The 24,895-nt window shown below is 70.7% G+C and carries 26 protein-coding genes and 1 pseudogene; 10 read left to right on the forward strand and 17 right to left on the reverse strand.

Going from position 1 to position 24,895, the window contains the following annotated elements; all coding sequences use genetic code 11:
- Positions 1–117: 117 nt before the first annotated feature.
- From OOK07_RS10315 to OOK07_RS10325, 3 genes and pseudogenes are all read right to left on the reverse strand, one after another.
- Complete coding sequence (locus OOK07_RS10315; RefSeq protein WP_266796033.1) at positions 118–2,058, reverse strand: FUSC family protein; 1,941 nt, start codon at positions 2,056–2,058, stop codon at positions 118–120.
- A 599-nt stretch (positions 2,059–2,657) separates the two neighbouring features.
- Positions 2,658–3,395, reverse strand: a complete 738-nt coding sequence (locus OOK07_RS10320; RefSeq protein ID WP_266678986.1) for a DUF7873 family protein — start codon at positions 3,393–3,395, stop codon at positions 2,658–2,660.
- Positions 3,396–3,570: 175 nt separating this feature from the next.
- A pseudogene (locus OOK07_RS10325) lies at positions 3,571–4,035 on the reverse strand (nucleotidyltransferase domain-containing protein); the annotation flags it as partial.
- Positions 4,036–4,308: 273 nt separating this feature from the next.
- On the opposite strand from OOK07_RS10325, the gene OOK07_RS10330 reads away from it, so the two are divergent.
- The 3 genes from OOK07_RS10330 to OOK07_RS10340 all read left to right on the forward strand — a co-directional run bounded on the left by OOK07_RS10330 (position 4,309) and on the right by OOK07_RS10340 (position 5,963).
- A complete protein-coding gene (locus tag OOK07_RS10330; protein WP_266796034.1) occupies positions 4,309–4,716 on the forward strand; it encodes a RidA family protein in 408 nt (135 codons plus the stop codon).
- A gap of 88 nt (positions 4,717–4,804) precedes the next feature.
- Complete coding sequence (locus OOK07_RS10335; protein WP_266796036.1) at positions 4,805–5,404, forward strand: gamma carbonic anhydrase family protein; 600 nt, start codon at positions 4,805–4,807, stop codon at positions 5,402–5,404.
- A 100-nt stretch (positions 5,405–5,504) separates the two neighbouring features.
- The gene (locus OOK07_RS10340) at positions 5,505–5,963 is read left to right on the forward strand and encodes a GNAT family N-acetyltransferase (protein WP_266796037.1); all 459 of its coding nucleotides are present in this window, start codon (positions 5,505–5,507) and stop codon (positions 5,961–5,963) included.
- A 66-nt stretch (positions 5,964–6,029) separates the two neighbouring features.
- Here the strand turns inward: OOK07_RS10340 and OOK07_RS10345 are convergent, their stop codons facing one another.
- From OOK07_RS10345 to OOK07_RS10355, 3 genes are read right to left on the reverse strand one after another with little or no spacing between them, the layout of a single operon-like run.
- Positions 6,030–7,004, reverse strand: a complete 975-nt coding sequence (locus OOK07_RS10345) for an MBL fold metallo-hydrolase (RefSeq protein ID WP_266796039.1) — start codon at positions 7,002–7,004, stop codon at positions 6,030–6,032.
- Between the two features lie 24 nt (positions 7,005–7,028).
- The gene (locus tag OOK07_RS10350; protein ID WP_266796040.1) at positions 7,029–7,751 is read right to left on the reverse strand and encodes an aspartate/glutamate racemase family protein; all 723 of its coding nucleotides are present in this window, start codon (positions 7,749–7,751) and stop codon (positions 7,029–7,031) included.
- Between the two features lie 5 nt (positions 7,752–7,756).
- Positions 7,757–9,247: an NCS1 family nucleobase:cation symporter-1 gene (locus tag OOK07_RS10355; RefSeq protein ID WP_266678996.1), complete on the reverse strand. Its 1,491-nt coding sequence runs from the start codon at positions 9,245–9,247 to the stop codon at positions 7,757–7,759.
- Between the two features lie 144 nt (positions 9,248–9,391).
- On the opposite strand from OOK07_RS10355, the gene OOK07_RS10360 reads away from it, so the two are divergent.
- Positions 9,392–10,102 carry a GntR family transcriptional regulator gene (locus OOK07_RS10360; protein WP_266796041.1) on the forward strand — a complete coding sequence of 237 codons (711 nt, stop codon included), beginning with the start codon at positions 9,392–9,394 and terminating at the stop codon, positions 10,100–10,102.
- A gap of 7 nt (positions 10,103–10,109) precedes the next feature.
- Here the strand turns inward: OOK07_RS10360 and pip are convergent, their stop codons facing one another.
- Together pip and OOK07_RS10370 are read right to left on the reverse strand one after the other, a co-directional pair.
- Complete coding sequence (gene pip / locus OOK07_RS10365; RefSeq protein WP_266796043.1) at positions 10,110–11,072, reverse strand: prolyl aminopeptidase; 963 nt, start codon at positions 11,070–11,072, stop codon at positions 10,110–10,112.
- A 37-nt stretch (positions 11,073–11,109) separates the two neighbouring features.
- A complete protein-coding gene (locus tag OOK07_RS10370; protein ID WP_266679002.1) occupies positions 11,110–11,817 on the reverse strand; it encodes a uracil-DNA glycosylase in 708 nt (235 codons plus the stop codon).
- 74 nt (positions 11,818–11,891) lie between these two features.
- Between OOK07_RS10370 and OOK07_RS10375 the strand changes: the two genes are divergently transcribed.
- Entirely contained in the window at positions 11,892–12,113 is a 222-nt protein-coding gene (locus tag OOK07_RS10375) for a hypothetical protein (protein ID WP_266512415.1), read from the forward strand.
- 41 nt (positions 12,114–12,154) lie between these two features.
- Here OOK07_RS10375 and OOK07_RS10380 read toward each other — a convergent pair whose 3' ends face one another.
- Positions 12,155–12,910, reverse strand: a complete 756-nt coding sequence (locus tag OOK07_RS10380) for a PP2C family protein-serine/threonine phosphatase (RefSeq protein WP_266679004.1) — start codon at positions 12,908–12,910, stop codon at positions 12,155–12,157.
- Positions 12,911–13,129: 219 nt separating this feature from the next.
- Between OOK07_RS10380 and hslR the strand changes: the two genes are divergently transcribed.
- Positions 13,130–13,651 (forward strand): Hsp15 family ribosome-associated heat shock protein, encoded by a 522-nt coding sequence (gene hslR / locus OOK07_RS10385; protein WP_266679006.1) that lies wholly within the window; start codon positions 13,130–13,132, stop codon positions 13,649–13,651.
- 231 nt (positions 13,652–13,882) lie between these two features.
- Here hslR and OOK07_RS10390 read toward each other — a convergent pair whose 3' ends face one another.
- Both OOK07_RS10390 and OOK07_RS10395 read right to left on the reverse strand, forming a co-directional pair.
- Entirely contained in the window at positions 13,883–14,347 is a 465-nt protein-coding gene (locus OOK07_RS10390) for a DoxX family protein (protein WP_266679008.1), read from the reverse strand.
- A gap of 98 nt (positions 14,348–14,445) precedes the next feature.
- Positions 14,446–15,345, reverse strand: coding sequence for an acyltransferase domain-containing protein (locus OOK07_RS10395; RefSeq protein WP_266796045.1), 900 nt, complete (start codon positions 15,343–15,345; stop codon positions 14,446–14,448).
- A gap of 69 nt (positions 15,346–15,414) precedes the next feature.
- Between OOK07_RS10395 and OOK07_RS10400 the strand changes: the two genes are divergently transcribed.
- Positions 15,415–15,690 carry a DUF6343 family protein gene (locus OOK07_RS10400; RefSeq protein WP_266796046.1) on the forward strand — a complete coding sequence of 92 codons (276 nt, stop codon included), beginning with the start codon at positions 15,415–15,417 and terminating at the stop codon, positions 15,688–15,690.
- A 7-nt stretch (positions 15,691–15,697) separates the two neighbouring features.
- Here OOK07_RS10400 and OOK07_RS10405 read toward each other — a convergent pair whose 3' ends face one another.
- The 4 genes from OOK07_RS10405 to rpsA all read right to left on the reverse strand — a co-directional run bounded on the left by OOK07_RS10405 (position 15,698) and on the right by rpsA (position 19,528).
- A complete protein-coding gene (locus OOK07_RS10405; protein ID WP_266796047.1) occupies positions 15,698–16,078 on the reverse strand; it encodes a tetratricopeptide repeat protein in 381 nt (126 codons plus the stop codon).
- Positions 16,079–16,128: 50 nt separating this feature from the next.
- Positions 16,129–16,758 (reverse strand): dephospho-CoA kinase, encoded by a 630-nt coding sequence (gene coaE / locus OOK07_RS10410; protein WP_266796049.1) that lies wholly within the window; start codon positions 16,756–16,758, stop codon positions 16,129–16,131.
- 48 nt (positions 16,759–16,806) lie between these two features.
- Complete coding sequence (locus OOK07_RS10415; RefSeq protein ID WP_266796051.1) at positions 16,807–17,745, reverse strand: PAC2 family protein; 939 nt, start codon at positions 17,743–17,745, stop codon at positions 16,807–16,809.
- A gap of 271 nt (positions 17,746–18,016) precedes the next feature.
- Positions 18,017–19,528: a 30S ribosomal protein S1 gene (gene rpsA / locus OOK07_RS10420; RefSeq protein WP_266796053.1), complete on the reverse strand. Its 1,512-nt coding sequence runs from the start codon at positions 19,526–19,528 to the stop codon at positions 18,017–18,019.
- 379 nt (positions 19,529–19,907) lie between these two features.
- Here rpsA and OOK07_RS10425 point away from each other — a divergent pair, with 379 nt between their 5' ends.
- From OOK07_RS10425 to hrpB, 3 genes are all read left to right on the forward strand, one after another.
- A complete protein-coding gene (locus OOK07_RS10425; RefSeq protein WP_266801922.1) occupies positions 19,908–20,720 on the forward strand; it encodes a class I SAM-dependent methyltransferase in 813 nt (270 codons plus the stop codon).
- A 155-nt stretch (positions 20,721–20,875) separates the two neighbouring features.
- Positions 20,876–21,202 (forward strand): hypothetical protein, encoded by a 327-nt coding sequence (locus OOK07_RS10430; RefSeq protein WP_266796055.1) that lies wholly within the window; start codon positions 20,876–20,878, stop codon positions 21,200–21,202.
- A 37-nt stretch (positions 21,203–21,239) separates the two neighbouring features.
- Entirely contained in the window at positions 21,240–23,738 is a 2,499-nt protein-coding gene (gene hrpB, locus OOK07_RS10435) for an ATP-dependent helicase HrpB (protein ID WP_266796056.1), read from the forward strand.
- Here hrpB and pgfA read toward each other — a convergent pair.
- Together pgfA and OOK07_RS10445 are read right to left on the reverse strand one after the other, a co-directional pair.
- On the reverse strand, positions 23,728–24,720 hold the full coding sequence (pgfA, locus tag OOK07_RS10440; RefSeq protein WP_266796057.1) for a cell envelope lipid trafficking protein PgfA: 993 nt from the start codon (positions 24,718–24,720) through the stop codon (positions 23,728–23,730). The two genes, hrpB and pgfA, sit on opposite strands and share 11 nt — an antisense overlap.
- A gap of 21 nt (positions 24,721–24,741) precedes the next feature.
- On the reverse strand, positions 24,742–24,876 hold the full coding sequence (locus tag OOK07_RS10445; RefSeq protein WP_266796059.1) for an SPW_0924 family protein: 135 nt from the start codon (positions 24,874–24,876) through the stop codon (positions 24,742–24,744).
- Between the last annotated feature and the right edge of the window lie 19 nt (positions 24,877–24,895).

Consider the following 24,895-nt stretch of genomic DNA (forward strand, 5'->3'; position numbering starts at 1 on the left):
GGCGCCCGGCCGGTGGCTCCCGGGAACTCAGTGCGCCACGCCGTCCGGCCCGCGATGGGGAGACTCCGGCACTCCGGCACCCCGGCCCTGCCGCGATGCAGTGCTGCGGTGCCCCCGCTACACGGCCAGGGGCAACTCGGGAAGCCGTAGCCTTGTCCGCTCGTGCTCCGTCTCCAACTCAGCCAGAATCAGGGTGAGTTGCTCCCGGTCGCCGTCCGAGAGGCAACCCGAGTCGTCGAGGTGCACGGCGCAGGAGGTGGTGGCGTCCACGAGCCGTTCGAGGGTGGCGACGACCTCGTCCGCGCCCTCCGAGTGCCGGGCGAGCGCGGGGAGTTCGGCGGCGGCGAGGACGATGGCGGTATGGGCCTCGGCGAGTGTGCGGTAGGCCTCGCGGCGGAGGGTCCAGCGGGAGGCGCGGGAGTCGGCGGCGGGTTCGCGGAAGGCGGAGCCGGTTTCGATGTCAGCCGGCGAGCCGGCCGGGCCGGTCGCCGGGTCCGGGTCGTGGGACTCACGGAGGACGTGGGCGAGGTAGGCGTACGCCGCGCGGCTCGCCGCCGAGACGCGTGCCCGCACTCCCCCGCCCCGCTGCCCCGGCATCGGCAGATGCCCGACGAGGAGCACGATCGCGCAGGCCAGCAGCGTCTCGCCGATCCTGCTGGCGGAGGCCTGAGGCTCCCCGCCGACCATCACCAGGGCGAGGACGAGGACGGTGACGACCGCGGTCTGGGCGGCGAAGTGCCGTGTGGCGACGGGGATGAGGGCGCCGCTGACGGCCACGAGCGCGATGAGCCCCTCCGGCCGGGGGAGTACGGCGGCGAAGCCGGCGAAGAGCAAGGCCCCCAGAACCGTCCCTGCCGCGCGGTTGAGCACTCGGGACGCGAGGGGCCCGAGGTCGGGCTTGACGAGGAAGACGGCAGTGGCGGGCAGCCAGTACCAGTGCGCGTGCTGCCCGTACCAACGGCTGTGATGCAGAGCCTGCGCGACAGCGGCACTGGCCCCGAAGCACAGGGCGACGCGCAGGCCGTACTCCCGCCCACCGGCGCCGAAGGTGAGCCGGAGCAGGTCCCGGGCCGACCGCCGCCGGGTGTGCAGGTCACCGCCGTTGCCCTGGTCGAAGGCCTCCGCGGCGCGCAGCAGGGCGTCATCGAGGGCGCGCAGGGCAGGAGCCGAACGGTTGGGAGCCGGCAGCGGCCCGGTGTGCGTGTTCTCCCGTACGGCGGCTGCGAGTCGCCGGGGCGCTTCTGACGCCCGCCCGGGGAGGGCCTGCCCGGCCCATGCGAGGGCCGTCGCGGCCTCGCCGAGCGGCAGCGCGGCGGCGTACTGCGCGTGCAGCCGCCGCTCGGCGGAGGAGGAGGCGTAACGCCGCAGCCGGGGCCCGGCGAGGGCGTCCTGCGCATGGTCGAGGGCGGCGGTGAGCGCGACGCGACGGGCGGTGGCGTCGTCGGTCCCGACGGCATCGAGGAGGTCGGCGACGGCGTCGTACACGACGGCTACGGCGTCCCGCTCGCCGTCGAACCGGAAGTCGCCGGCGATGGCGCCAGGGGTCGGAAGGGCGAGGCGCAGCGCGAGCAGCCACCCTGCCCCGGCCAGGAAGGCGAGTGCCCTCAGCCACCCGGCCTCCGGAACCGGCATCCCGGCACCGACGGCGGAGGCGACGAGCACCTGCGTACCCGCGGCGGAGGCGACGGGCCCGATGGCACTGATACCGCCGGCGACGAGCCCGATGCCGGTGAGGAGAAGGGTGAGCGCGACCGCTCCGACATGGTCCCCGGCATACGTTCCGGCGAGGAGCCCCCCGGCCCCGGCAAGCGCAGGCAGCCCGAGCCGCTTGACGGACACCCGACGGCTGCCGGGCCGGTCGTTGATCCCGGCGAGCATGGCGGCGATGGCGGCTACGACGCCGAGGGAGGTGCGGTCGAGAAGGACGGCGGTGAGGAGGAGGGGGCCGGCGGCGAGGACCCCGCGTACGACCGCGCTCCAGGGAACCGGGCCGCGCTGGGCACGGAGCGCGTGGGCGAGCCAGGGCGGCGGGGCGAACGGTACGGCGGGGCGGGACACGGGGCTCCTGTCGTCTCGACGATGGCGGGGTGAGCCTTCGGGCGACGGTGGCCGGGCTGTGGACTGGTGTGGTGTCCACGGTAGAGCGCGTCCTTGGAGAAACAGGGACGCTGGTATTTCCAGAATGTGACGATCGAAGGGAAAGCCGCGTTCTTTATGAACACAATCCCGCTGCGGCGGCTGCGCGCCCGCGGAAACGAAGGCGGACCCGGGGGCGTAGCCTGCCCCCGGGCCCTGTGATGCCGCCCATATTCACACGCCGGCACACTTGAGAGTCCAGGTCAGCGTCATGTCGTCGCGTCCTGCCTTTGGACCACCGCACATCGAGCTGTGCGGACTGGACTTGAACCAGCATTTCGACGTACTGGGGCCTGAACCCGGTCGATCCGGCGATCGACGGCGAATGCTGAGTCTGGAGCGAGAGTCTGAGATTGATCGCGGTCTGCCTCTGCCAGTTGGGCTACCGCGGCAAGGAGGTGGTTCTTGATGCCGCGAGGAGGACTCGAACCTCCACTGGAACCGCGCATTCACGACAAGCTTCAGCTTCAGCTTGCGCTCTTCGCGCACCCCGGCCGCAACGGACCGGGGATTCTATGAGGCTACCCGTTACCGAAGAGGTAGCCGAACACGGCGTCCCCGACCCGCTCATCGACGACATCGACGCCGTTCGCCTCCTCACGGGCGAACTTCACGGCCTGCTGCAACTTCTCGACCCGGTCGAGGAGTTCATTGACGCGACGGGCCGGAAGCGCACCGGAGAACTTCACGGTCGTCCAGTACCCGACGGGAATGTCCTCGTAGTAGACCTCGACCTGAGCGGGATGCTTCTCGGTCGCCTCGGCCTTGACGTGGTTACGGGGAACCTTCTTGGTCCGCAGCGTCCGAACGGGCTCCGTCTTCCAGGCATCCGTCGAAGGGTCCTGAACCCACGCCTCGGAGGCGTCGAGGACGGGCAGCTTCCGTACGAAGGTGTTGAGGTCGACGAGCTGCTTCTCCAGGAACAGCAGGTAGGACACGGGAACGTCGGCGACGAGCACCCGCCCGTCCACCTTCACGTCGGCGCGGGCGGCGCAGTTGGCCCAGTCCTTGGTGGCGGTCACGTCGAACAGCCGGGTCAGGGTCGCCGCGGTCTCCCGCAACACACCCTCGGCCTGCACCTGCACCCGCGTCGACTCGGGCGGCAACTGCTCGCCCTCCTCGTCCTTCGGCTGGTAGGTACGCGAGATTCCGGCCAGCAACGCGGGCTTCTGCAGCCCGTGATGAGCGGCCGTCAGGTCCTGGTGCGCCTTGGACTTGATGCCCTTCTCCACTGCGATGATCTGATTGAGTTTCGCCACGTCCGGGACGGTAGCAGCGGGTACTGGAGTTACTCGAATGATTATTCGCCGGATCAGCCGGATTCTTCGTCGGCCGACGTGAAGAGGGACGCGAAGAGGGCCTCCGCGTCGGTAACGGCCCGGGTCAACGCCTCGGGATCCGTGCCCAGTTGACCGAGCACCGCGTCGATCCCCGTTTCTCCGGATACGACGCCGGCCGTGGCAGCTCGCCCCTGAGCACCCGGTTGACCGCCAACTCGGCGACGATCAAGTAAGTCGGAATTCCTGCGAGATGGAACAGCAACGGCTCCACCCGGAACCGCCCTTCCTCCGCCTCCGCCAACTCATGCTCCACGACGTCGAGATCGCGGTAGTGCACGTCCACACGCCGCCCGTCGATCGTCAGCCAGGCGCCGCCGTTGAACACGCCGCAGCCCCATCCCCCGACCTCGGAGACCTCGCCCTCCCAGCCGAGGGCGCGGAGGTCGGCGGGGTCGAAGAGGCCGCGGTAGTAGACCGCCATGTCCCAGTCACTGTCGGGCCGGTGGGTGCCCTGAGCGCGGGAGCCATCGAGGGCGACATCCTGGACGGCGGGGACGGCGGGGACGGCGGCGAGGCGGTCGGCGACTCTGTCGAGGAATCCCCGGTCACCTCCGTCCATCTCAGCCATGACGGCCAGCCTGCCCCGCACGCGACAGCCGGCGCCACGCATTATCAGCGAGTTCGTCACTCGAAGTACGGAACCTTGCACGTGGGTGCGAACGGCAGCTGCGTGAGCGTGAGCGGTCCACCGCCGGAATGACATACGCGGCGGCCGGCCATCGCCACGCGGCACGGGCGTGACGCGCCCGCGTCCCGTGAAATTCGGATGCGGCCCCGGTCGGCTGCCCGGACCATCGTCGAGTTGTCCCGCATCTGCTCCAGGAGCCGCCCCGTGATCCGCCGTGTCACCTCTCCCGTTCTCTTCCCGCCGCCCACCTACTCCCACGCCTCCGTCGTCGAGGCCGGCGCCAAGCTCGCGTTCCTCGCCGGTTCCGTCCCTCTCGACGCCGAGGGGAAGCTGGTCGGCGAGGGAGATCCCGTGCGGCAGGCCGAGCAGGTGCTGGTGAATCTCAAGGAGCAACTGCGCGCCGCCGGTACCGACTTGGCGCATGTCGTCGCGACCGACGTGTATGTGGTGAGCGGTGACACCGCCGTGCTCTCCGCCGTCTGGGACGTCGTCGAGGCGTCCGGGCTCAGCATCGGACCCCACTCTTCGACACTGATAGGCGTGGCGTGTCTCGGGTACAGAGGACAGCTGGTGGAGATTACGGCTACTGCCGTTGTTCCCGAAGGCCGATGAGGACCGTGGGCCTCCGTCGAGGCCCCGCGGGTCCCCGTAGGTCTCAATAGGTCCCAATGGGTCTCAATTGGTCTCAACAGGAGGCTGCATGTTGATCGAGCATCGCGGGCGCCGTCCCGTGGTCCCCGAGTCCGCCTACGTGGCGCCGACGGCCGTACTCTGCGGCGCCGTCACCCTGGGTGAGCGTGCCCGTGTGCTGCACGGCGCCGTACTCACCGCCGAGGACGGTGAGGTCCGCGTCGGCTCGGACGTCGTCGTCATGGAGAACGCGCTGGTGCGAGGCCGCGCCGGGCACCCCGCCGTGCTCGGTGACGCCGTGCTCGTCGGACCGCACGCCCATGTCAACGGAGCGGCCATCGAGGACGAGGTCTTCGTCGCCACCGGGGCCGCCGTCTTCCCGGGTGCCGTCGCCGGCGCCGGTTCCGAGCTGCGGATCAACAGCGTGCTGCAGGTCAACTCCGTACTGGCGCCCGGCACTGTCGTACCCATCGGCTGGATCGCGGCCGGAGCACCGTTGGCGCGGCTCTTCTCACCCGAGCAGCATGACGAACTATGGGCTGTGCAGCGGGAGTTGGACTTTCCGGGCACGGTCTACGGCGTGGCCCGCGGCACCTCCATGCGGGACATCATGGCGCGCCAGGCCGACTTCTACGGCGCCCATCACCACGACCGCCTCCTGGACCCCTGACGGCTGACGACGACGAACGACGACTGGCGATGACCACCGCTACTGCTACCGACGGGATCCGCCCTTGCGTGCCGAACCATCCCCAGCTTCCGAACCGTCCGTGGTGACACTCCGGCGGGCGGCCTCGGTTCCCGATGGCGATGCCTCTGCCGCAGCCGACGTCTGGCTCAGCTCCTTCGCCGCCGCGCTGCCGACGGTCGTCAGCCCTCGTTCCGCCGACGAGGTGCGCGGCTACTTCCGGGATGTCGTGGTTCCCCTGCGGGAGACCTGGGTCGCGGACGCCGGGGCCGACGGCGGGATCGTCGGGGTGATGGTGCTCCACGACGACGAGCTCTCCCAGCTCTATCTGCAGCCCGACTGGCGTGGGCGAGGCATCGGTGATCGGTTCGTCGCGCTCGCCAAGGAGTGCAGACCGGGCGGGCTCAGTCTGTGGACCTTCCAGGTCAACAGGCCGGCCCACCGGTTCTACGAGCGCCACGGCTTCGTCGCCGTCGAGTACACGGACGGCAGCGGGAACGAGGAGCGTGAGCCGGACGTGCGCTATGTGTGGCAGCCCTGAGGACGCTCTGCGGAGGCCTGCCGCACCACCCGTGCCCTGCCTCTCACCGCACCCGCCGCCCCCGCCCTAGCCCGATGACCCGGGGCCGTGATGCCGGTAGGCCCAGTCCGCCGCCTGGGCCGCGAGCCGGACCAGGTCCGGGTCGCTCTCGTCGCCGTCGAGGTGGCGGTATTCGACGGCGGTGAGGATGACGATCCGTTCCCGCAGACCCAGGTGGTCGTAGAACCCGGAGGCGAGGATGTCCGCGGCGGCCTCGCCCGCCGGGACGCCCGCCGCGTGGTGGGCCTGCACGAGCGCTTCGAGTTCGCGCAGGTAGGTGATGTAGTCGCGTACGTCCTGCGGGCCCATCACCGGACCATGTCCGGGGACCACCACTACGGGGTCCAGGGCGACGATCGTCTCGGCGGCGGAGATGATCCGGGCGAGCGGGCCGTTCCAGTGGACGGGGTGGTCGTCGGCGAACAGGACGTCCCCGGCGCAGATGACCCGCTGCTGGGGAAAGTGGACGATGAGGTCGCCGGCTGAGTGGGCCGGTCCCACCTCGATCAGTTCGGCCTCGATGTCGGCCACCCGCAGCGAATACCGGCCGGAAAAGGTGGTGGTGGGCGGGACGGACTCGACGCCCTCGTACTCGTAGCGGCCGAAGTGTTCGCGCGCGTACCAGCCGAGCGGCTGGTCGGCCGGTGTCTGGTGGGTGAGGAAGTGCATCTGCTGCGGGGAGGGTTCGTGGCAGAGGTGCTCGGCGCTCGCCTTCGTGGCGATGATCTCGGCGCCTGGGAAGCAGCCGTTGCCGAAGGTGTGGTCGCCGTTGACGTGGGTGTTGACGATCGTCCGCACGGCGGCGGCGCCCGCGGGCAGGACCGGCCGGGCGGCGGCGATGAGGGCCTCGGTCATGGGCCGGTCGTACGGGGTGTCGACCAGCGTCGCCTGCTCGCCGGAGGTGACGAGCAGACAGTTGGCGTAGCCCCAGGTGCCCGCGTGGCCCGGGGACCACAGGTGGAGTCCGTCGGCGACCGGGGTGAGTCCGTCGGGAAGGTTCATGCCATTGATTGTCGGTGAAGGTGATCACAGGTTCTGCGGTCGCCCCCACACCCGCCTCTTGCGCTCCGGCTTCGCATAACTCCCCGCTCTGCTCGTCCTCAGCCCCATCGTCACCAGCGACTCCGCCAGCTTCACCGCCGCCGCGACCCCGTCGACCACCGGCACCCCGAGCTTCTCCCCCACCACCTGCTGCAGTCCGGTCATCCCGGCGCACCCGAGCACCAGCACCTCGGCCCCGGCCTCCAGCGCCCGTTCGGCCGCCGTCAGAAACGCCGCCTCCGTGCGGTCGGGGTCCCCAAGATCGAGAACTCCGAGACCGGTACCGACCACCGCGGCGCAGTTGCGCCCCACCCCAGCCAGCTCCAGGCTGTCCTCGATCTGGCCGCAGGAGCGCTCCAGCGTCGTGACAACGCCGTACCTCCGGCCCAGTAAGCACGCCAGATGCGCCGCGGCCTCCGTGATGTCGACCACCGGCGCGTCGACCAACTCCCGTACGCCTTCGCGCCCGTGCTCCCCGAAGCCGGCCATGACGACGGCGTCGTACGACGGTCCTTCGTACGTCCGCAGCAGATCGAGGACGGCCGCGGCCGACAGATGGCTGTCGAGCCAGCTCTCCGCCGACTCGGGGCCCCATGTGGGGGTCAGCCCGAGCACGGTGGTGCCCGGGCCTGCGGCGGCCCGGGCACCTCGTACGATCTCCTCGGTCATCTCCTGCGTGGTGTTGCAGTTGGTGACGACGATCCGCACTCCGCTCAGACCTCCGCAGACCCGGCGGACACGGCCGGTACGGCAGCCGCAGCCGTAGCCGCCCGTTCGGACCGGCACAGCAGCGCGTACAGGCCTGCCCCCAGCGCCGTGCCGATGAACCACGAGTACGGGGCCACGTCGCTGAAGGTCTTCACGAGCGCGAGTACGGCCGCGACCCCCGCCGACGGCAGGAACGCCCACAGGGCCTTCGGGTTGACGCCCTTGCGGTAGTAGTAGCGGCTGCCGGGGCGGGCGTCGAACAGTTCGTTCACGTCGACACGGCCGCGCTTGACCCAGTAGTAGTCGAGCATGATCACGCCGAACAGCGGGCCGAGGAAGGCGCCGAGACCGCCCAGGAAGTAGTTGACGACCGTGGGGTTGGAGAAGAGGTTCCACGGGGTCACGACCAGGGCGGCGACCGTACTGATCATGCCGCCGACCTTGAAGGTGATCTTCTGCGGCCAGACGTTGGCCAGGTCGTACGCCGGTGAGACGAAGTTGGCGACGATGTTGACGCCCATGGTGGCGACGGCGAAGGTGAACGCACCCACCACGAGCACCCAGGTGTTGCCCACCTTCGCCACCAGCTCCGCGGGGTCCGTGATCGCCTCACCGAACACCTTCAGCGAGCCGGCCGTGACGATCACGGAGACGACCACGAAGGCGGTCGAGTTGATGGGCAGGCCCCAGAAGTTGCCGCGCCGGACGGTGCGATTGTCCGGTGCGAAGCGCGAGAAGTCGCAGAAGTTGAGCATCAGCGTGCCGTATGTGGCGAGGATCAGCCCGATCGCGCCGAACCACTGCCGCCACTGCTCCCCCACGGAGACCGGATGCGGGGTGGACGTGAGCGAGATGCTCCAGTCGGCCTTCCACAGCACCCACACCGCCAGCGCGATCATCACCAGCCAGATCGCCGGACCGCAGAAGTCCTGGAACTTCCGCACGGATTCCATGCCCTGACTGATGATCAGCGCCTGGACCAGCCACAACGAGAGGAACGACACCCAGCCGAGCGCGTCGAGTCCCACGAAGGAGTGGTGCGTCCAGGACTCCAGGCCCGGCCAGGCGGCCAGCAGCATCACGTTGACGGCGACGGAGGCCAGATAGGTCTGGATGCCGTACCACATGATGGCGATCACGGCCCGGATGAGGGCCGGGATGTTGGCTCCCCAGACGCCGAAGCTGATACGGCTGACGACCGGGAAGGGCACGCCGTGGCGCTGGCCGACCTTCCCCATCCAGTTCATGCCGACGTAGATGAGTACGAAGCCGACGAGCAGGGACGTGAAGACCTGCCACACGTTCATGCCGAGGACGAGCAGACCGGCGGCGAAGGTGTAGTTGCCGAGGTTGTGGACGTCGGACATCCACATGGCGAAGAGGTCGAAGACCTTCCAGTTGCGCTTCTCGGCCGGAGCCAGGTCTTCGTTGGTGAGCCGGGGGTCGGGGGTGAACGGTGGAGCGCCGATGGCTTCGGCACGGTCGGCGAGGGACACGGGGCCTCCAGGGACGGGCGGACGGAGGACTGCAACCGTTTGGTATACCAAACTGCGGTCATAGTCCTCCCGTCAAGCGTTCGGACCGATGTCGCTGCCATTAACGCTCGGTAAAACAGCCCCGAGGTCGGAGAAGATGACTCCATGAGCTCCTCCACGACGAAGATCGAACCTCTGGGCGCGGTCCGCGAACGCGTTCTGGCCGGCCTGCGGCAGGAGATCATCGCCGGCACCCTGCTGCCGGGCGACCGACTGGTCGAACGGGAGCTGGCCGAGCACTTCGGGGTGTCCCGGGTGCCGGTGCGCGAGGCTATCCGGGCGCTGGTCGCCGAGGGCTTCGTCCACTTCGAGACGCCACGCCGCACGGTCGTACGCCGTCTCACCCCGACGGACGTCCGGGAACTCTTCGAGCTGCGCGAGGCCCTGGAGGTCTACGCAGCCGGGCTCGCCGCGTCACACGCGACGCCGGAGGATCTGGCCGAGGCGGAGGAACTCCTCGGCCGCGCCGCCGCCGCGACCGAGGCGGGGGACGCCGAGATGATCACCGACATCAACAGCCGTCTGCACGACCGCATCATGGCCATGGCGGGCAACAGCCTGCTGACCGAGGCACTGGAGCCGGTCGCCGGCCGACTGCGCTGGATGACCCGGCGCAACGAGGAGTGGCCCCAACTCCTGGTGGAACACCGCGAGTTGTACGAGGCGATCGCCTCCGGAGACCCGGACCGCGCCCGCGCGCACGCCCTCGCCCATGTGCGGACCAACTACCGCTCCACGGTGCGGCATCTGTTCGGGGACACAGAGGGCAGGGAGGGCCGGGGGGACGCGGAGGATCTGGAGGACGCGGAGGCCTGACGGGCAGTCAGCGGCGGGCGTACCTGTCGGTCGCCGCCACCAGCGCCTCGGCAACTCCCGGCGCCCCCATGTTGTGCCCGACCTCGTCGACGACGGTCAACTCGCTGCCGGGCCAGGCGTGGTGGAGACGCCAGACGGTTCCGAGGAGGTTGCCGAAGTCGAGACTCCCCTGGACGAGGGTGCCGGGGATGTCCTTGAGCACGGGCGCGTCCCGCAGGACCACGCCTTCGTCGTTGCCCTCGCCCAGGAAGCAGTCGTTGCCCCAGTAGTGCGTGACCGTGCGAGCGAAGCCCATGCGGAATTCCGGGTCCTCGAAACGCTGGACCGAGCGCGGTGGCGCGGGAATGATCGCCGTCTCCCAGTCGGTCCAGGCGCGCGCCGCCCGTTTCCGCACCGAGGGGTCGGGGGACTCCAGGAGGCGGTTGTAAGCGGCGGCGAGGTTGCCGTCCCGGTCGTCGGCGGGCAGTTCGGCCAGGAACCGCTCATACGCCTCCGGGAAGATCTTTCCCAGTCCCCTGGTCAGCAGCGCGTGTTCCGCGTCGGCGCCGGTGGCGACCAGGGTCAGGACCAGCTCGGACACCGCCGCGGGATGCGTCTGTGCGTACCGCAGCCCGAGCACCGACCCCCACGAACCGCCCCACACCAGCCACCGCTCGATCCCCAGGTGCGCCCGCAGCAGCTCCAGGTCGGCGATGAGATGCGCCGTCGTGTTGACGCTCATGTCGGTGTCGTACGCGCTCGCATGCGGTGTGGACCGCCCGCAGCCGCGCTGGTCGAGCAGCACGATCCGGTACGCGTCCGGGTCGAAGTAACGCCGGAAGAACGGGCCGCAGCCGGACCCCGGCCCGCCGTGCAGCACGACCGCGGGCTTGCCCCCGGGGTTCCCGCAGGCCTCCCAGTGGATGCGGTTGCCGTCGCCGACGTCGAGCATGCCGTGGTCGTACGGCTCGGTCTCCGGGTAAAGAGGCACCCGGGCACCGTAACCTCCGTACGGTCGGCCCGTCGCCTTATTTCCCGGCCGTCCGGACGGGCAGTCCCGCCGCCTCCGCCGCCCTGCGCAGCACGTCCCGCAGCATTTCGGGGGTGAGCTTGCCGGTGAAGGTGTTGCGCTGACTGACGTGGTAGCAGCCGAAGAGGTCGAGGCCCCCGCCGAGCGACACGCGCGTGCCGTGCCCGAAGGCGGGCCGCGGGCGGGGAACCGTCCAGCCGGCCTCGGCGAAGGCGGGCAGCGCGGCCTGCCAGCCGAACGCGCCGAGCACGACCACCGCGCGCAGGGCCGGCCGCAGGAGCGTCAGTTCCTGGACGAGCCAGGGCCGGCAGGTGTCCCGCTCCCCCGGGGTGGGCTTGTTCTCGGGCGGGGCGCAGTGCACCGGCGAGGTGACGCGGACGCCGAGCAGCTCCAGGCCGTCGTCGGCGCTGACGGAGGCCGGCCGGTTCGCCAGCCCCACGTCGTACAGCGCCTGGTACAGCACGTCCCCGGAGCGGTCCCCGGTGAACATGCGGCCGGTGCGGTTCCCGCCGTGGGCGGCGGGCGCGAGGCCGATGATCAGGAGCGGGGCGTCGGCAGGTCCGAAGCCGGGCACCGGGCGGGCCCAGTACGTCCAGTCCTGGAAGGCCGCCCGTTTCGTCCGGCCGACCTCCTCGCGCCAGTCCACGAGCCGAGGGCATGCCGTGCATCCGCAGATCCGGGCGTCGAGATCGGCCAGGCTGTCCATGCCCTCCACCGTAGAACCACCGGACTGGCCCCCGCTGACCTGCGGTCCTGCTCGTCCCGACGCATGCTGGAGGCATGGACGAGAGCCCCCCTGTCGTCGTGCTTCCGCCGCAGTCGGACGGCGGACGGCGGGTGACGGTCAACGGCGAGCGTGTCGGCACCGCCTACAACCTCTTCGACGTGCTGGATTTCGTGCACCGCGCGGGCCTGCCCGCCGAGGAGGACCGGGCCGTCGACGACCCCGAGCTGATCGAGTGGCGCGGCGGCGGACCGTACGTGTGGAACAGCACGGCGTAGTCCCGGGCCGGAGGGGCGGTGCGCCCGTGCCCCCGCGCGGGCTATTCGCCCTCGCCCCCGATGCGTACGACGGCCAGCGTGATGTTGTCGGGGCCGCCGGCGTCGGTCGCGGCCTTCCACAGCTCGAAGGCGGCCCGGCCGTCGTCGTGCTCCCGCATGGCCTCCTCGATCACGTCCGTCGGCACCGGGTCGGTCAGGCCGTCCGTGCAGACGAGGTAGCGGACGCCGGGCGCCAGGGGCACCGTGGTCACATGCGGCTGGACGGCACGGTAGGTGGGAGAGCCGCCCAGGCACTGGGTGACGAGTGACGTGCTGTGCTGCCCGGGCCGGAGCGGCGGACTGTCGTCCACGCTCACCTGGCGCAGCCCTTCGCGCGAGGACGCGAAGACGCGGCTGTCGCCCACGTTGAACACCATCAGTGAGTCGGGTTGCACGACGAGTCCGGCGACGGTCGTCCCCATGGCGGTGAACTCGCCTCCCGCGTCGCCGCCGGCCGCCTCGTACACGGCGCGGTTGCAGTTGCTCAGGGCCGCACGGACGGTGTCCTCGCCGGTCAGGGCGGGGCCGAGCGAGGCGATCCGGCGGACGGTAAGGGCGCTGGCCACATCGCCGCCGGGATGCCCGCCGAGCCCGTCGGCCACGGCGACGACAAGAGGAGCCCCGAGCGGGAAGACCAGCGTCTGCGGGCAGTCGGTCACGGTGGCGCACAGGGTCCACGGTCCGGCGACGAGACTGTCCTCGTTCCGCTCACGGAGCAGCCCGGGATGACTCAGCGCGCTCACGGCGACGTACAGCATCCAGTGCCACCGCCTTCCCGCACCACACCCGGCCGGACCAGACCGGACCCACCTTCTCAGGCCGGTGCCGGGCTCCAAGTCTAGTAGTGGATCGTCATCGCCGCAGGTCAGAGGCGGGTTCCCGGCTACGTCGCCGGGGCGGTCGCCCTGTTTCGTTTCTGCGGGCCGCGCACGGAAAATCGTCCGGCCCGGCCGCTGCGACGGACTAAAGTCGGAGCTATGGCTTCCGAAGCTGACGAGGAGAAGAGCGGTCCGGGCTCCGCCGAGGGTGCGCCTGCCGAGGCCGATCCCAAGATCGCCGCCGCCATCGCGGCCGCGGAGGCCGCGGGCCCGGACGACGGCGAGACGGTGCGGATCGACAGCTGGATCTGGGCCGTACGTCTGACGAAGACCCGCTCGCTCGGCGCGGCCGCCTGCAAGGGCGGCCATGTGCAGGTGAACGGTGACCGCGTGAAGCCCGCGCACTCCGTGCGGATCGGCGACGAGGTGCGCGTGCGGCAGGAGGGCTGGGAGCGGATCGTCATCGTCAGGCGACTGATCCGCAAGCGGGTGGGCGCACCGGTGGCGGCCCAGTGCTACGTCGACAACTCCCCGCCCCCGCCGCCCCGACAGGTCTTCGCCCCGGCGGGCATCCGCGACCGCGGCACGGGCCGCCCGACCAAGCGGGACCGCCGCGACATGGAACGGCTGCGGGGCCAGACGGGCGGCAGCGACGGCAGCGGGCGCCCGGACGGACGCTGACGCCGACGCGGTGAGCCCGGCGGCACCAGGGCCCGCGGGAAGACCGACGGCGCACAAGTGCTGCCGCAGGAGGCCGGCTGTACATACGGCGGTGGCGTCCGGCGGGACCTCTGAGGTCCCGCCGGACGCCACCGCTGTCGTTCGTGGAAGTCGCGAAAGTCGGGAAGGTCATCGCACCCGTCGTCACACCTGTCGTGACGCGTTGCGTCACGCCCGCCGCCGCTCCCGTGTTCACGCCCGTCGTCGCACCAGTCGCAGCAGATCGGCGTTCGAGCCGCGCCGGGCCCAGGCGATCAGGGCGAGCGGCACGATCAGGATCAGCGGGGCCGCCGCGTTCTCACCGTCGAAGACGGTGGTCTGGACGACGAACGCGCCCACCATGAGCCCGCTCAGCGCGATCGCGGCCACCGACTGCAGCACAGGGATCAACAGGGCCACGCCACCGGCCAGTTCGAGAGCGCCGATGGTGTACATGCCCGCGCTGCCCCAACCGATCTTGTCGAAGGCGTCGACGGCGTAGGAGTTCCCGATCAGCTTGGGCAGGGCGCTCGCGATGCCGTAGAAGAGGGCGATCAGCACCTGCAGGGTGCGCAGGGCGATCCGGGCGCGGCGGCCGCGGGGGGTCGCGGACTCGGCGACGACGCTGCCGGAGGAGGCGGAAGCTACGGAGGCGACGGGGACGGTGGTCTCGGACATGGAGTTCTCCTGTGGTGAGCGGTTCGTCGTGCTGTCACAGGGGTAGACCGGCCGTCGCGCCGGAACTCATCGCCGCCGAGCGGGGTTTCGCAGGCACCCTAGAGCGGGAACCACCCGTGCCCGATGTACCAATGACCGCCCGCCCTCAAGTGGTCTCCGACCGCCCGCTCCACCGCGGTGCGCCGGGGCAGGCTCTCGATGGGCAACGCCGGGTCGCCGAAGACGAACTGGACCGGTTCCGTGTCGGCCGCCTCCCTGTCCTCGCGGGCGACCCGGAAGCGCTCCTGGAACCGGACGATGTTCGAGCCGGCCGGCAGATACTCCCTCAACTGCGGGTCCAGCAGCCAGGAGTGGCAGAGCGCGGCCCGGTACTTCTCCTCGGGGTAGTACCGGGTGAAGAACTCCCCCGCCAGCGCCAGCGAGCGCTCGCACGCCGCCGGTGACAGCGGGCCGAGGTAGTCGGGGATGTGGATGTTCAGGCACGGCATGCCGGGTGCCACGTCCAGGCCGGCCGACGCGAGCACCCGCGATGTGCGCTGCCCGTGCTTCGCCCGCTCGAACTGCAGCCGTCCCAGCTGGTACAGCTCGCCCCGGAAGTGGTGGGTGAGCCACCACGGCGCCTGTACACCCGCCCGGCCGTGCCGCCTGCGGTGCACGGCCATGTTCCGTCCCAGGTCGGCGAGGGTGCGCCGGGACACGTCGTCGGGCACGCCCCGCGCGCGGTGGTAGGCGCGCGTGTACGGCAACGCGGCCACGAACACGTACACGGGGAAGCAACGCTGCAGCGGCCCCGACGCCCAGTCCAGCTGGGGCAGGTCGACCGCGCCGTCGATCTCCCCCATGCCCCGGACCAGCTCCTCGACCGACGCCTCAAGGACGTGCAGGAGTTCCGGGTCGTCGGTCACGCGTCGGCCCATCCGGACGAGTTTATTGATGTCCTCGTGCGGTACGGCGAGATCCAGCAGCACCTCGGCGAGCTCGTCGGCATCCGGCAGCACGCGGCGACCCCCTAGTCCCGTTCCGTTTGGTGAACGTCCGTCCCGAAGAGTACGTTGCAAACAGGAGCGATGTTCCCGATGCGTACGGGCAGTGAGCCGACAACCGCGCGCAGTGCGCTGCGTGCGCGCTTCTGGCTGAGCATGTGGGGACTGGTGTGGGCGGTCTTCGGCACGGCCGCGTTCGCCCTCGTGGGACGCCCCGGGTGGGCGGCCGCCTGCGGTGTGCTGTGGCTGGTGATCACCGTGGACATGACCGTCATTCTCCGGCACATCCGGCAGGGCCCGCACTACCAGCCGGGCCCGGACATCCCCCCGTACCGCCCGCCCGAGAGGCGGCCCCGCTAGTGGGCGCTCACGCGTCGAACTGCGCCGCCTTCAGGTACTCCGGGTTGGGGTCCAGCGCGGCCGCCAGCCGGAAGTGACGCTTGGCCGACTCGGGTTCCCCGCGGCGCTCATAGGTCCGGGCGAGCGCGAAATGCGCGAACGCGTTGTCCGGCTCGCGCTCCAGGACGATCGTGAACTCCAGCTCCGCGGGCCGCAGTTGAGCGGCGGCGAAGAAGGCACGCGCGCGCAGCAGCCGGGCGGCGGTGTTCTCCGGGTGCGCGGCGATGACAGAGTCGAGCAGCTTCACCGCGCCCCGCGGGTCCCGTGCGTTGAGCAGTTGCTCGGCGGCACGGAAGTCGATGACATGCGTCTCCGGAGTACGTCCGGTCGAACCGCTGATCTCGGGCACGGCACAGTCCTTCCCTCACTGGGCGGGTTCAACGCCCCTGAAGGGGGCCGCTATTCCTGAGCCTGCGGTGACGACGCCGGCTGCGCCCGCGCTCTGCGCACGAGGTCCGCCCAGACGTCCTGCACGCGGCGCTGCAGCTGTTCCAGCGGTACGTCGTTGTCGATCACGACGTCCGCGATCTCCCGGCGCTTCTCGCGGGTCGCCTGGGCGGCCATCCGGGCGCGTGCGTCCTGTTCCGTCATGCCGCGCAGTCGCACCAGCCGGTCGAGCTGTGTCTCGGGGCTCGCGTCGACGACGATCACGACGTCGTAGAGCGGCGCCAGGCTGTTCTCGGCGAGCAGCGGCACGTCGTGGACGACGACCGCGCCCTCGGCGGCCGCCGCCTCCAGCTCACGTGACCGCGCGCCGACGAGGGGATGCACGATCGAGTTGAGGACGGCCAGCTTCTCCGGGTCGGCGAAGACGATCGATCCCAGCTTGGGCCGGTCAAGGCCGCCGTCGGCGCCGAGCACCTCCTCGCCGAAGGCCTCGACGACCGCCGCCAGTCCGGCCGTGCCCGGCGCGACGACCTCCCGCGCGATGCGGTCGGCGTCGATCAGCACGGCACCGCACTCGACGAGCAGCCGCGACACTTCACTCTTGCCGGCACCGATCCCGCCGGTCAGGCCCACCTTCAGCATGAGTGGGAGCTTAGGCCCTGGTCCTGACGGCGGCGCACCGGGTGTCTGTCAGTTGTCGCCTTCGCGTTCCGCCAGGAACCGCTCGAACTCGAGGCCGATCTCGTCCGCCGACGGGATGTCGACGGGTTCGGCGAGCATGTTGCCCCGGCTCTCGGCGCCCGCAACGGCGTCGTACTGGTTCTCCAGGCCCGAGACGAGGGCGGTGAGCTCGTCGTCCCCTTCCTGGATCTGCCGGTCGATCTCCGTCTGCGTGCGGTGTGCGTCCGTGCGCAGGGCGTGCGCGATGCCGGGAAGCACCAGGCCGGTGGCGGCCGTGACGGCCTCCAGGACGGTCAGCGCCGCGTCCGGGTACAGGGAGCGGGCGATGTAGTGCGGCACGTGCGCGGCGACGCCGAGGACGTCGAACCCGGCCTCCATGAGGCGGTACTCGACCAGGGACTCGGCGCTGCCGGGTACCTGCGCCTCGTCGAAGGGACTGCGGTGGCCGGGGACGAGGTCGGTCCGGTTGCCGTGCGGGGTGAGGCCCACGGGGCGGGTGTGCGGGACACCCATGGGAATGCCGTGGAAGTTCACCGACAGGCGGACGCCGAGCCGCTCCACGATCTGCTGTACGGCCGCGGCGAAACGCTCCCACTCCACGTCCGGCTCGGGGCCGGACAGCAGCAAGAAGGGTGCTCCGGTGGCGTCCTGGACGAGCCGCACGTCGAGGGTGGGCTCCTCGTAGTCGGTCCACCGGTCGCGCTTGAAGGTCAGCAGCGGGCGCCGGGCGCGATAGTCCACGAGCCGGTCGTGGTCGAAGCGGGCGACGACCTGGTGGGGCTGCGAGTCGAGCAGCCGGTCGACGATCTGGTCCCCGGTCTCGCCCGCGTCGATGTATCCGTCGAAGTGGTAGAGCATGACAAGGCCGGCCGACTCCTGGGCGAGCGCCATGTCGACCGCGGCGAGGCCCTTCGGCTCCCATGCGTACAAACCCTGCGGATCAAGCACTGTGACCGCTCCTCCTCGTGTTCGTACAGCACAACACCCCCTGGAGCAGGGGCATTCCCACCCGGCCCCCTGATCAGGCCTCTCTTATGGCCTTCTTATGACCGGGCGGCAGGACAACGCTCGGAAGGGGCGCGGGGAACCGCGCGACAGGCCCCCACTGGCCGGCAGCCGGACAACCGGGCCAGGGCAACGCTGAGGGGCCGCACCTCGAAAGGTACGGCCCCTCAGTTACCGGCTGATCAGCTACCGGCTAGACCTCAGCGGCGAGCGTTCAGCTCTGCCCACCCGCCAGCTTCTCGCGCAGCGCGGCAAGCGCCTCGTCCGAGGCCAGCGCGCCGGAGTTGTCCGGGCCCTCGGAGGAGTAGGAACCGCCGCCACCGCCACCACCGGACGCGGCCGGAGCCGCACCCGCAGTGTCGCCGCCCTCGGCCGCAGCAGCGGCGTCGGCCTCGCGGGACTTGATGACCTGCTGCTGGTGCTGCTCGAAGCGGGTCTGCGCCTCGGCGTACTGGTTCTCCCACACCTCACGCTGGGATTCGAAGCCCTCGAGCCAGTCGTTGGTCTCGGGGTCGAAGCCCTCGGGGTAGATGTAGTTGCCCTGGTCGTCGTACGACGCGGCCATGCCGTACAGGGTCGGGTCGAACTCGACCGTCGCCGGGTCGGCACCGAAGGCCTCGTTGGCCTGCTTCAGCGAGAGGCTGATGCGACGGCGCTCGAGGTCGATGTCGATGACCTTGACGAAGATCTCGTCGTTGACCTGGACGACCTGCTCCGGGATCTCCACGTGGCGCTCGGCCAGCTCGGAGATGTGCACCAGACCCTCGATGCCCTCGTCCACGCGGACGAACGCACCGAACGGAACCAGCTTCGTGACCTTGCCGGGCACGACCTGGCCGATCTGGTGGGTGCGGGCGAACTGCTGCCACGGGTCTTCCTGCGTCGCCTTCAGCGACAGGGAGACACGCTCGCGGTCCATGTCGACGTCGAGAACCTCGACGGTGACTTCCTGGCCGACCTCGACAACCTCGGAGGGGTGGTCGATGTGCTTCCAGGAGAGCTCGGAGACGTGCACCAGACCATCGACGCCACCCAGGTCCACGAAGGCACCGAAGTTGACGATCGAGGAGACGACGCCGGAGCGGACCTGGCCCTTCTGCAGGGTGGTGAGGAACGTCTGGCGAACCTCGGACTGGGTCTGCTCGAGCCAGGCACGGCGGGACAGGACCACGTTGTTGCGGTTCTTGTCCAGCTCGATGATCTTCGCCTCGAGCTCCTTGCCCACGTAGGGCTGGAGGTCGCGGACACGGCGCATCTCGACAAGGGAGGCCGGCAGGAAGCCACGGAGGCCGATGTCGAGGATGAGACCACCCTTGACGACCTCGATGACGGTGCCGGTGACGATGCCGTCCTCTTCCTTGATCTTCTCGATGGTGCCCCAGGCGCGCTCGTACTGGGCGCGCTTCTTCGAGAGGATCAGGCGGCCTTCCTTGTCCTCCTTCTGGAGAACAAGGGCTTCGATCTCGTCACCGACGGCGACGACCTCGTTCGGGTCGACGTCGTGCTTGATCGAGAGCTCGCGGCTCGGGATGACACCTTCGGTCTTGTAACCGATGTCGAGGAGAACCTCGTCCCGGTCAACCTTGACGATGACGCCGTCGACGATGTCACCATCGTTGAAGTACTTGATCGTCTCGTCGATAGCGGCGAGGAAGGCTTCCTCGTTACCGATGTCGTTGACCGCAACCTGCGGGATGGTGGCGGTGGTCTCGGTGCTGCTCGTCATGTGGGAAAGGGCTCCGGTACGGACGGTGAGTCGTAGGTACTGCTACGCCGGGAGCCCGTATCGCCCTGAAGAAGCCGGACAGCCAAGGAAGCGCCCCACCGGATATCGGTGATGGCGCCTCGACAACCGAGGGGACATACAACAGATGCGAGCGCAGCCTGCTACGTCTGAGGTGCGCAGGCCCACAGCGCAACTTGTAGCATACGGGGGCAGCCGGGCAGGGTCAATGCGCGAAGGCGCACACCCGGGGCGGATCGCCCCATACCCGGCACAAGAACCGTCTCCGGAGGCCACGCAGGCCTGTGAGACCCCTTCCGTGACACCGCCAAGAGGGTCGACGGCGTCGTGAAGGTGACGGAAGAGTACGACGAGGGAGCCGATCATCCAAGAGGCCAAAGCGTTCGAACCGGAAGCGACCCGGCGTGAGTCGGACATCGCGGAAAGCGCCCGGGCCAACCGGGGCTGGTGGGACCGGAACGCGGACGAGTACCAGGTCGAGCACGGCACGTTCCTCGGCGACGACCGTTTCGTATGGGGTCCCGAGGGCCTGGACGAGGTGGAGGCGGTGCTGCTCGGGCCGCCGGAGGACCTGAAGGGCAAGGACGTCCTGGAGATCGGCGCCGGCGCGGCCCAGTGCGCGCGCTGGCTGGCCGGCCAGGGTGCCCGCCCGGTCGCCCTGGACATCTCGCACCGCCAGCTCCAGCACGCGCTGCGCATCGGCGGCCCGTTCCCTCTGGTGTGCGCCGACGCGGGCGCGCTGCCCTTCACGGACGGCTCCTTCGACCTGGCGTGCTCGGCGTACGGCGCGCTGCCGTTCGTCGCCGACCCGGTGATGGTGCTGCGCGAGGTGCGCCGGGTGCTGCGCCCGGGCGGCCGCTTCGTCTTCTCGGTGACCCACCCGATCCGCTGGGCGTTCCCGGACGAGCCGGGCGCCGAGGGGCTGAGCGTGTCGGCGTCGTACTTCGACCGCACGCCGTACGTCGAGCAGGGCGAGGACGGCGACGCGGTCTACGTCGAGCACCACCGGACGATCGGCGACCGCGTGCGCGACGTGGTGGCGGGCGGCTTCCGCCTCGTCGACCTGGTCGAGCCTGAGTGGCCCGCGTGGAACACCTCGGAGTGGGGCGGATGGTCGCCGCTGCGCGGCAATCTCATCCCCGGTACGGCGATCTTCGTGTGCGAGCGGGACTGAGCGGCGCGTTCCGGCCAATCCCCGGCGCGCCCGGCTGCAGGGAGCATGCTCCGGGCGCCGTCAGGGAAAAACCGTCTGGCCACCACATCGTTCTGAACTGCGGTTCCCCGTCCTGAACCGCGGTTCCCGCGAGGTACGCACACGGGGGTGCGCGCATGGCCGTCTGCACGCGCTGCAAGCAGAGCGACAGGCTCACCAGCCTCGGGCGCCACTGGAGGACGCTTTCGGTCGACGGCCGCACCGAGGTACCGCACCTCGCGCCGCCCGTCCTCTACGACGCCCGGTACTCGCCGCCTGTCGGGCTGCTGGTCCTGGGGGGCGGGCTGCTCGTCACCGGCTCGCTGCTCGGGCTGGTCGTGGTGGCAGCGGGGCTGGTGTGGCTGACGGCGGTCAGGAACAGCGCTTTCGAGGCGTACCGCCGCTACGGCGAGTGGAAGAGGAAGCTGATCTGCGAGCGCTGCGACCTGATGGTCCTTCCGTGACGGTCTCGCCCGACGCGTCGGCTGGAACACTGAGGCGGTGATCCGCCAAGACGCCCTCGACCTCCTGCCCGTCCGTTCCGCCGTGCCCGCGCTGCGGGACGCGCTGGAGGGGCACGGTACGGCCGTGCTGTGCGCGCCGCCCGGCACCGGCAAGACCACGTTGGTGCCGCTCGCCCTGGCGGGACTGCTCGGGGAGGGGCCCGCACGGCGGGTCGTCGTCGCCGAGCCGCGGCGGATCGCGGCGCGGGCGGCGGCACGGCGAATGGCGTGGCTGCTGGGCGAGAAGGCCGGCGACAGCGTCGGCTACACCGTGCGCGGCGAGCGGGTCGTCGCACGGCACGCGCGCGTGGAGGTCGTCACGACGGGTGTGCTGCTGCAGCGGCTGCAGCGAGACCAGGAGTTGACCGGCGTCGACGTGGTCGTGCTCGACGAGTGTCATGAGCGGCACCTGGACGCGGACACGACGGCGGCGTTCCTGTGGGACGTACGGCAGACGCTGCGGCCGGAGCTGCGGCTGGTGGCCGCGTCGGCGACGACCGACGCGCAGGGGTGGGCGCGGCTGCTGGGCGGGGCGCCGGTGGTGGAGGCGGACGGGGTCCTGCATCCGGTCGACGTGGTGTGGGCGCCGCCCCTGCGCCCCATGCGTCCGCCGCACGGCATGCGGGTCGATCCGGCACTGCCGGCGTACGTGGCGTCGGTGGTGCGGCGGGCACTGGCCGAGCGGGAGGGGGACGTGCTGTGTTTCCTGCCGGGTGTCGGTGAGATCGCGCGCGTGGCAGGGCAGCTGGGGGACCTGGGCGGCGTCGAGGTGCTGCAGGTGCACGGGCGGACGCCTGCAGCCGTGCAGGACGCGGTGCTGGCTTCGGGGCAGCGGCGCCGGGTGGTGCTGGCGACCTCTGTGGCCGAGTCGTCGCTGACGGTGCCCGGTGTGCGGGTGGTCGTCGACTCGGGGCTGGCGCGGGAGCCGCGTGTCGACCACGCGCGCGGGCTGAGTGCGCTGACGACGGTGCGCGCCTCGCAGGCTGCCGGGAGGCAGCGGGCGGGGCGCGCCGGGCGTGAGGCGCCGGGTGCGGTGTACCGGTGCTGGGCGGAGGCCGAGGACGCCCGGCTGCCGCGTTTCCCTTCGCCGGAGATCAAGGTGGCCGATCTGACGGCGTTCGCCCTGCAGACGGCGTGCTGGGGCGATCCGGACGCGTCGGGCCTCGCTCTGCTGGATCCGCCGCCGGGCGGGGCGATGGCCGCGGCGCGGGGTGTGCTGACGGCCGTCGGCGCGGTGGACGCCGCCGGCCGGGCCACGGACAGGGGCGTTCGTCTGGCCCGGCTGGGGCTGCATCCCCGGCTGGGGCGGGCCCTGCTGGACGCCGGTGCCGATCGGGCCGCCGAGGTGGTGGCGCTGCTGAGTGAGGAGGCGCCTCGGGAGTACGGGGACGACCTCGCCGGTGCGTTGCGGGCGGCACGGAGCGGAGGTGACGGGTACGCGACGCGCTGGCGCACGGAGGTGCGGCGGCTGCGGTCCGTCTCCGCGCAGTTCGCCGAGCCGGCCGCCGGTGCCCCTCCCACCGGGGAACACGGCCTTGCCGGGCTTGTCGCCGCCCTCGCCTTCCCCGAGCGCGTCGCGAAGGCCGACGGCGGCTCCTATCTCATGGCCTCCGGCACCCGCGCCGAGCTGCGCGACGGATCCGCCCTCCGCGGGGCCCCGTGGATCGCCGTGGCCGTCGCAGACCGGCCCGTCGGCAAGGGGCACGCGCGCGTGCAGCTCGCCGCCGCGGTGGACCAGGACATCGCGCTGTCGGCTGCCGCGTCGCTGTATTCCGAGGCCCAGGAGGTCCACTGGGCCGACGGGGACGTCGTCGCGCGCCACGTCGAGCGGCTGGGGGCGATCGAGCTCACGGCACGGCCGTTGCGCGACGCCGGCCCCGCCCTCGTACGGACCGCCCTGCTCGAAGGTCTACGGCAGGAAGGGCTCGGCCTGTTGCGCTGGTCCGCCGACGCCGGCGTACTGCGGCAGCGGCTGGCGTTCCTTCATGCGCATCTCGGCGGTCCCTGGCCCGGCATGTCCGACGACGCGCTCCACGCGCGCGTGGACGAATGGCTGGAGCCGGAGTTGAGCCGGGCCCGACGGCGCGCCGACCTGGCGCGGATCGACGCCGGGCAGGCGCTCGCCCGGCTGCTGCCGTGGGCCTCCGGGGAGGCCGGCCGGCTGGACGAGCTCGCTCCGGAGCGCATCACCGTACCGAGTGGATCCAGAATCCGGATCGACTACGGCAATCCCGAACAGCCCGTACTCGCCGTGAAGTTGCAGGAGATGTTCGGGCTGCACGAGTCGCCCGCCGTCGCGGGGGTGCCGCTGCTCGTCCATCTCCTGTCCCCCGCCGGGCGCCCGGCCGCCGTCACCGCCGATCTCGCCTCCTTCTGGAGGGAGGGCTACAAGGGCGTTCGGGCGGAGTTGCGCGGCCGGTATCCGAAGCATCCCTGGCCCGAGGATCCGGCCGCCGCGGAGCCGACGCGGCACACCAACGCGCGGCTCAGGCGGTGACCGGTTCCGGCGTGGACGACTCGGCCGGTTCCGGATCACCCGGGCGCCGGCCGCGTGCCTCCAGACAGAGGGAGAGGGACAGGAGCAGGACGCCCAGGACCAGGAAGCCCCAGGGCAGGTACGACGTCAGCAGCAGGACGAGGGTGCGGTTGGACTTGACCAGGTCGACCGTGTGCCTGGTGTAGTCCTCGCGCATCTTCACGTCACCGGCGAACGCCGTCACCTTGTCGCGGCCGCCGAGGAGGGTGCCGCCGCGCAGTTCCTCCTTGTGGAGTTCCTCGCCGTAGACGGGAGCGCCGGTGACGGGCTCGACCCAGAACCTGCGGACCGTGGTGTACCAGCGGGTGGTGCCGGTCCTGGCGACCGACTCGGGGGTGATGCCCTTGACCGGCATGGTCCTGGGGAACGCCACCTTGGTCCAGGGGATGGTCTGCTCGAAGTAGTAGACCTCCAGGCCGCGGAAGTTCTGGGTGCCCTTGTAGTGGATGGGGTTGGTGGTGCGGGTCTGGGCGTCGAAGTACTCGTAGTCCCGTTTCTGTGTCAGGAAGGGCCACTTGAACTCGATGCCGTCCCGTTTCACCGGGGCGCCGTCGACCATCTCGCCGGTGGCGTGGACCGGGGCCTGGCTGTGGGCGTCGAAGATGTAGCGCTCGGGGATGCGGGAGACCATCTTCCCGTCGGGGCCCTGGACGTAGGACAGGCCGTCCCAGACGACGACGTCGCGGCCGGCCGTCCTCTCGATCTCCTTCGCGGCCTCCACGTTGCCCTTGAGGGTCTGCACGATGGTGACTTCGGAGACCTTGCGTGCCTTCATCGTGCCGTAGTCGAGGAGGGTCGCGCCCTTCGCCTCCAGCACCATGTCCTGGTACTGGCCGGCCGGGATCTTGGCGAGACGGGGAAAGGCGTACCAGCGCAGCATCGGGGACAGAGCCGCGAAGAACACGGCGAAGGCGAGCAGGACCAGACTGGCCTTGCGGCGCATCTCGGCCTCCCTACCGGGCGGTTACGGGTGGGCGGGCACCGTCGTCAGCAGGGGTTTCGGGGACGTCCTGCCCGTGGGACCGCCCATGGCCGTGATCGTGAGGATCAGCGCGAACGCGAGGACGAGACCGGTCGCGGCGGCGATCAGGGCGCGCATGCCTGCCTCCCGACGGAGT

The organism is Streptomyces sp. NBC_00078 (genome assembly GCF_026343335.1).
GTDB lineage: Bacteria > Actinomycetota > Actinomycetes > Streptomycetales > Streptomycetaceae > Streptomyces.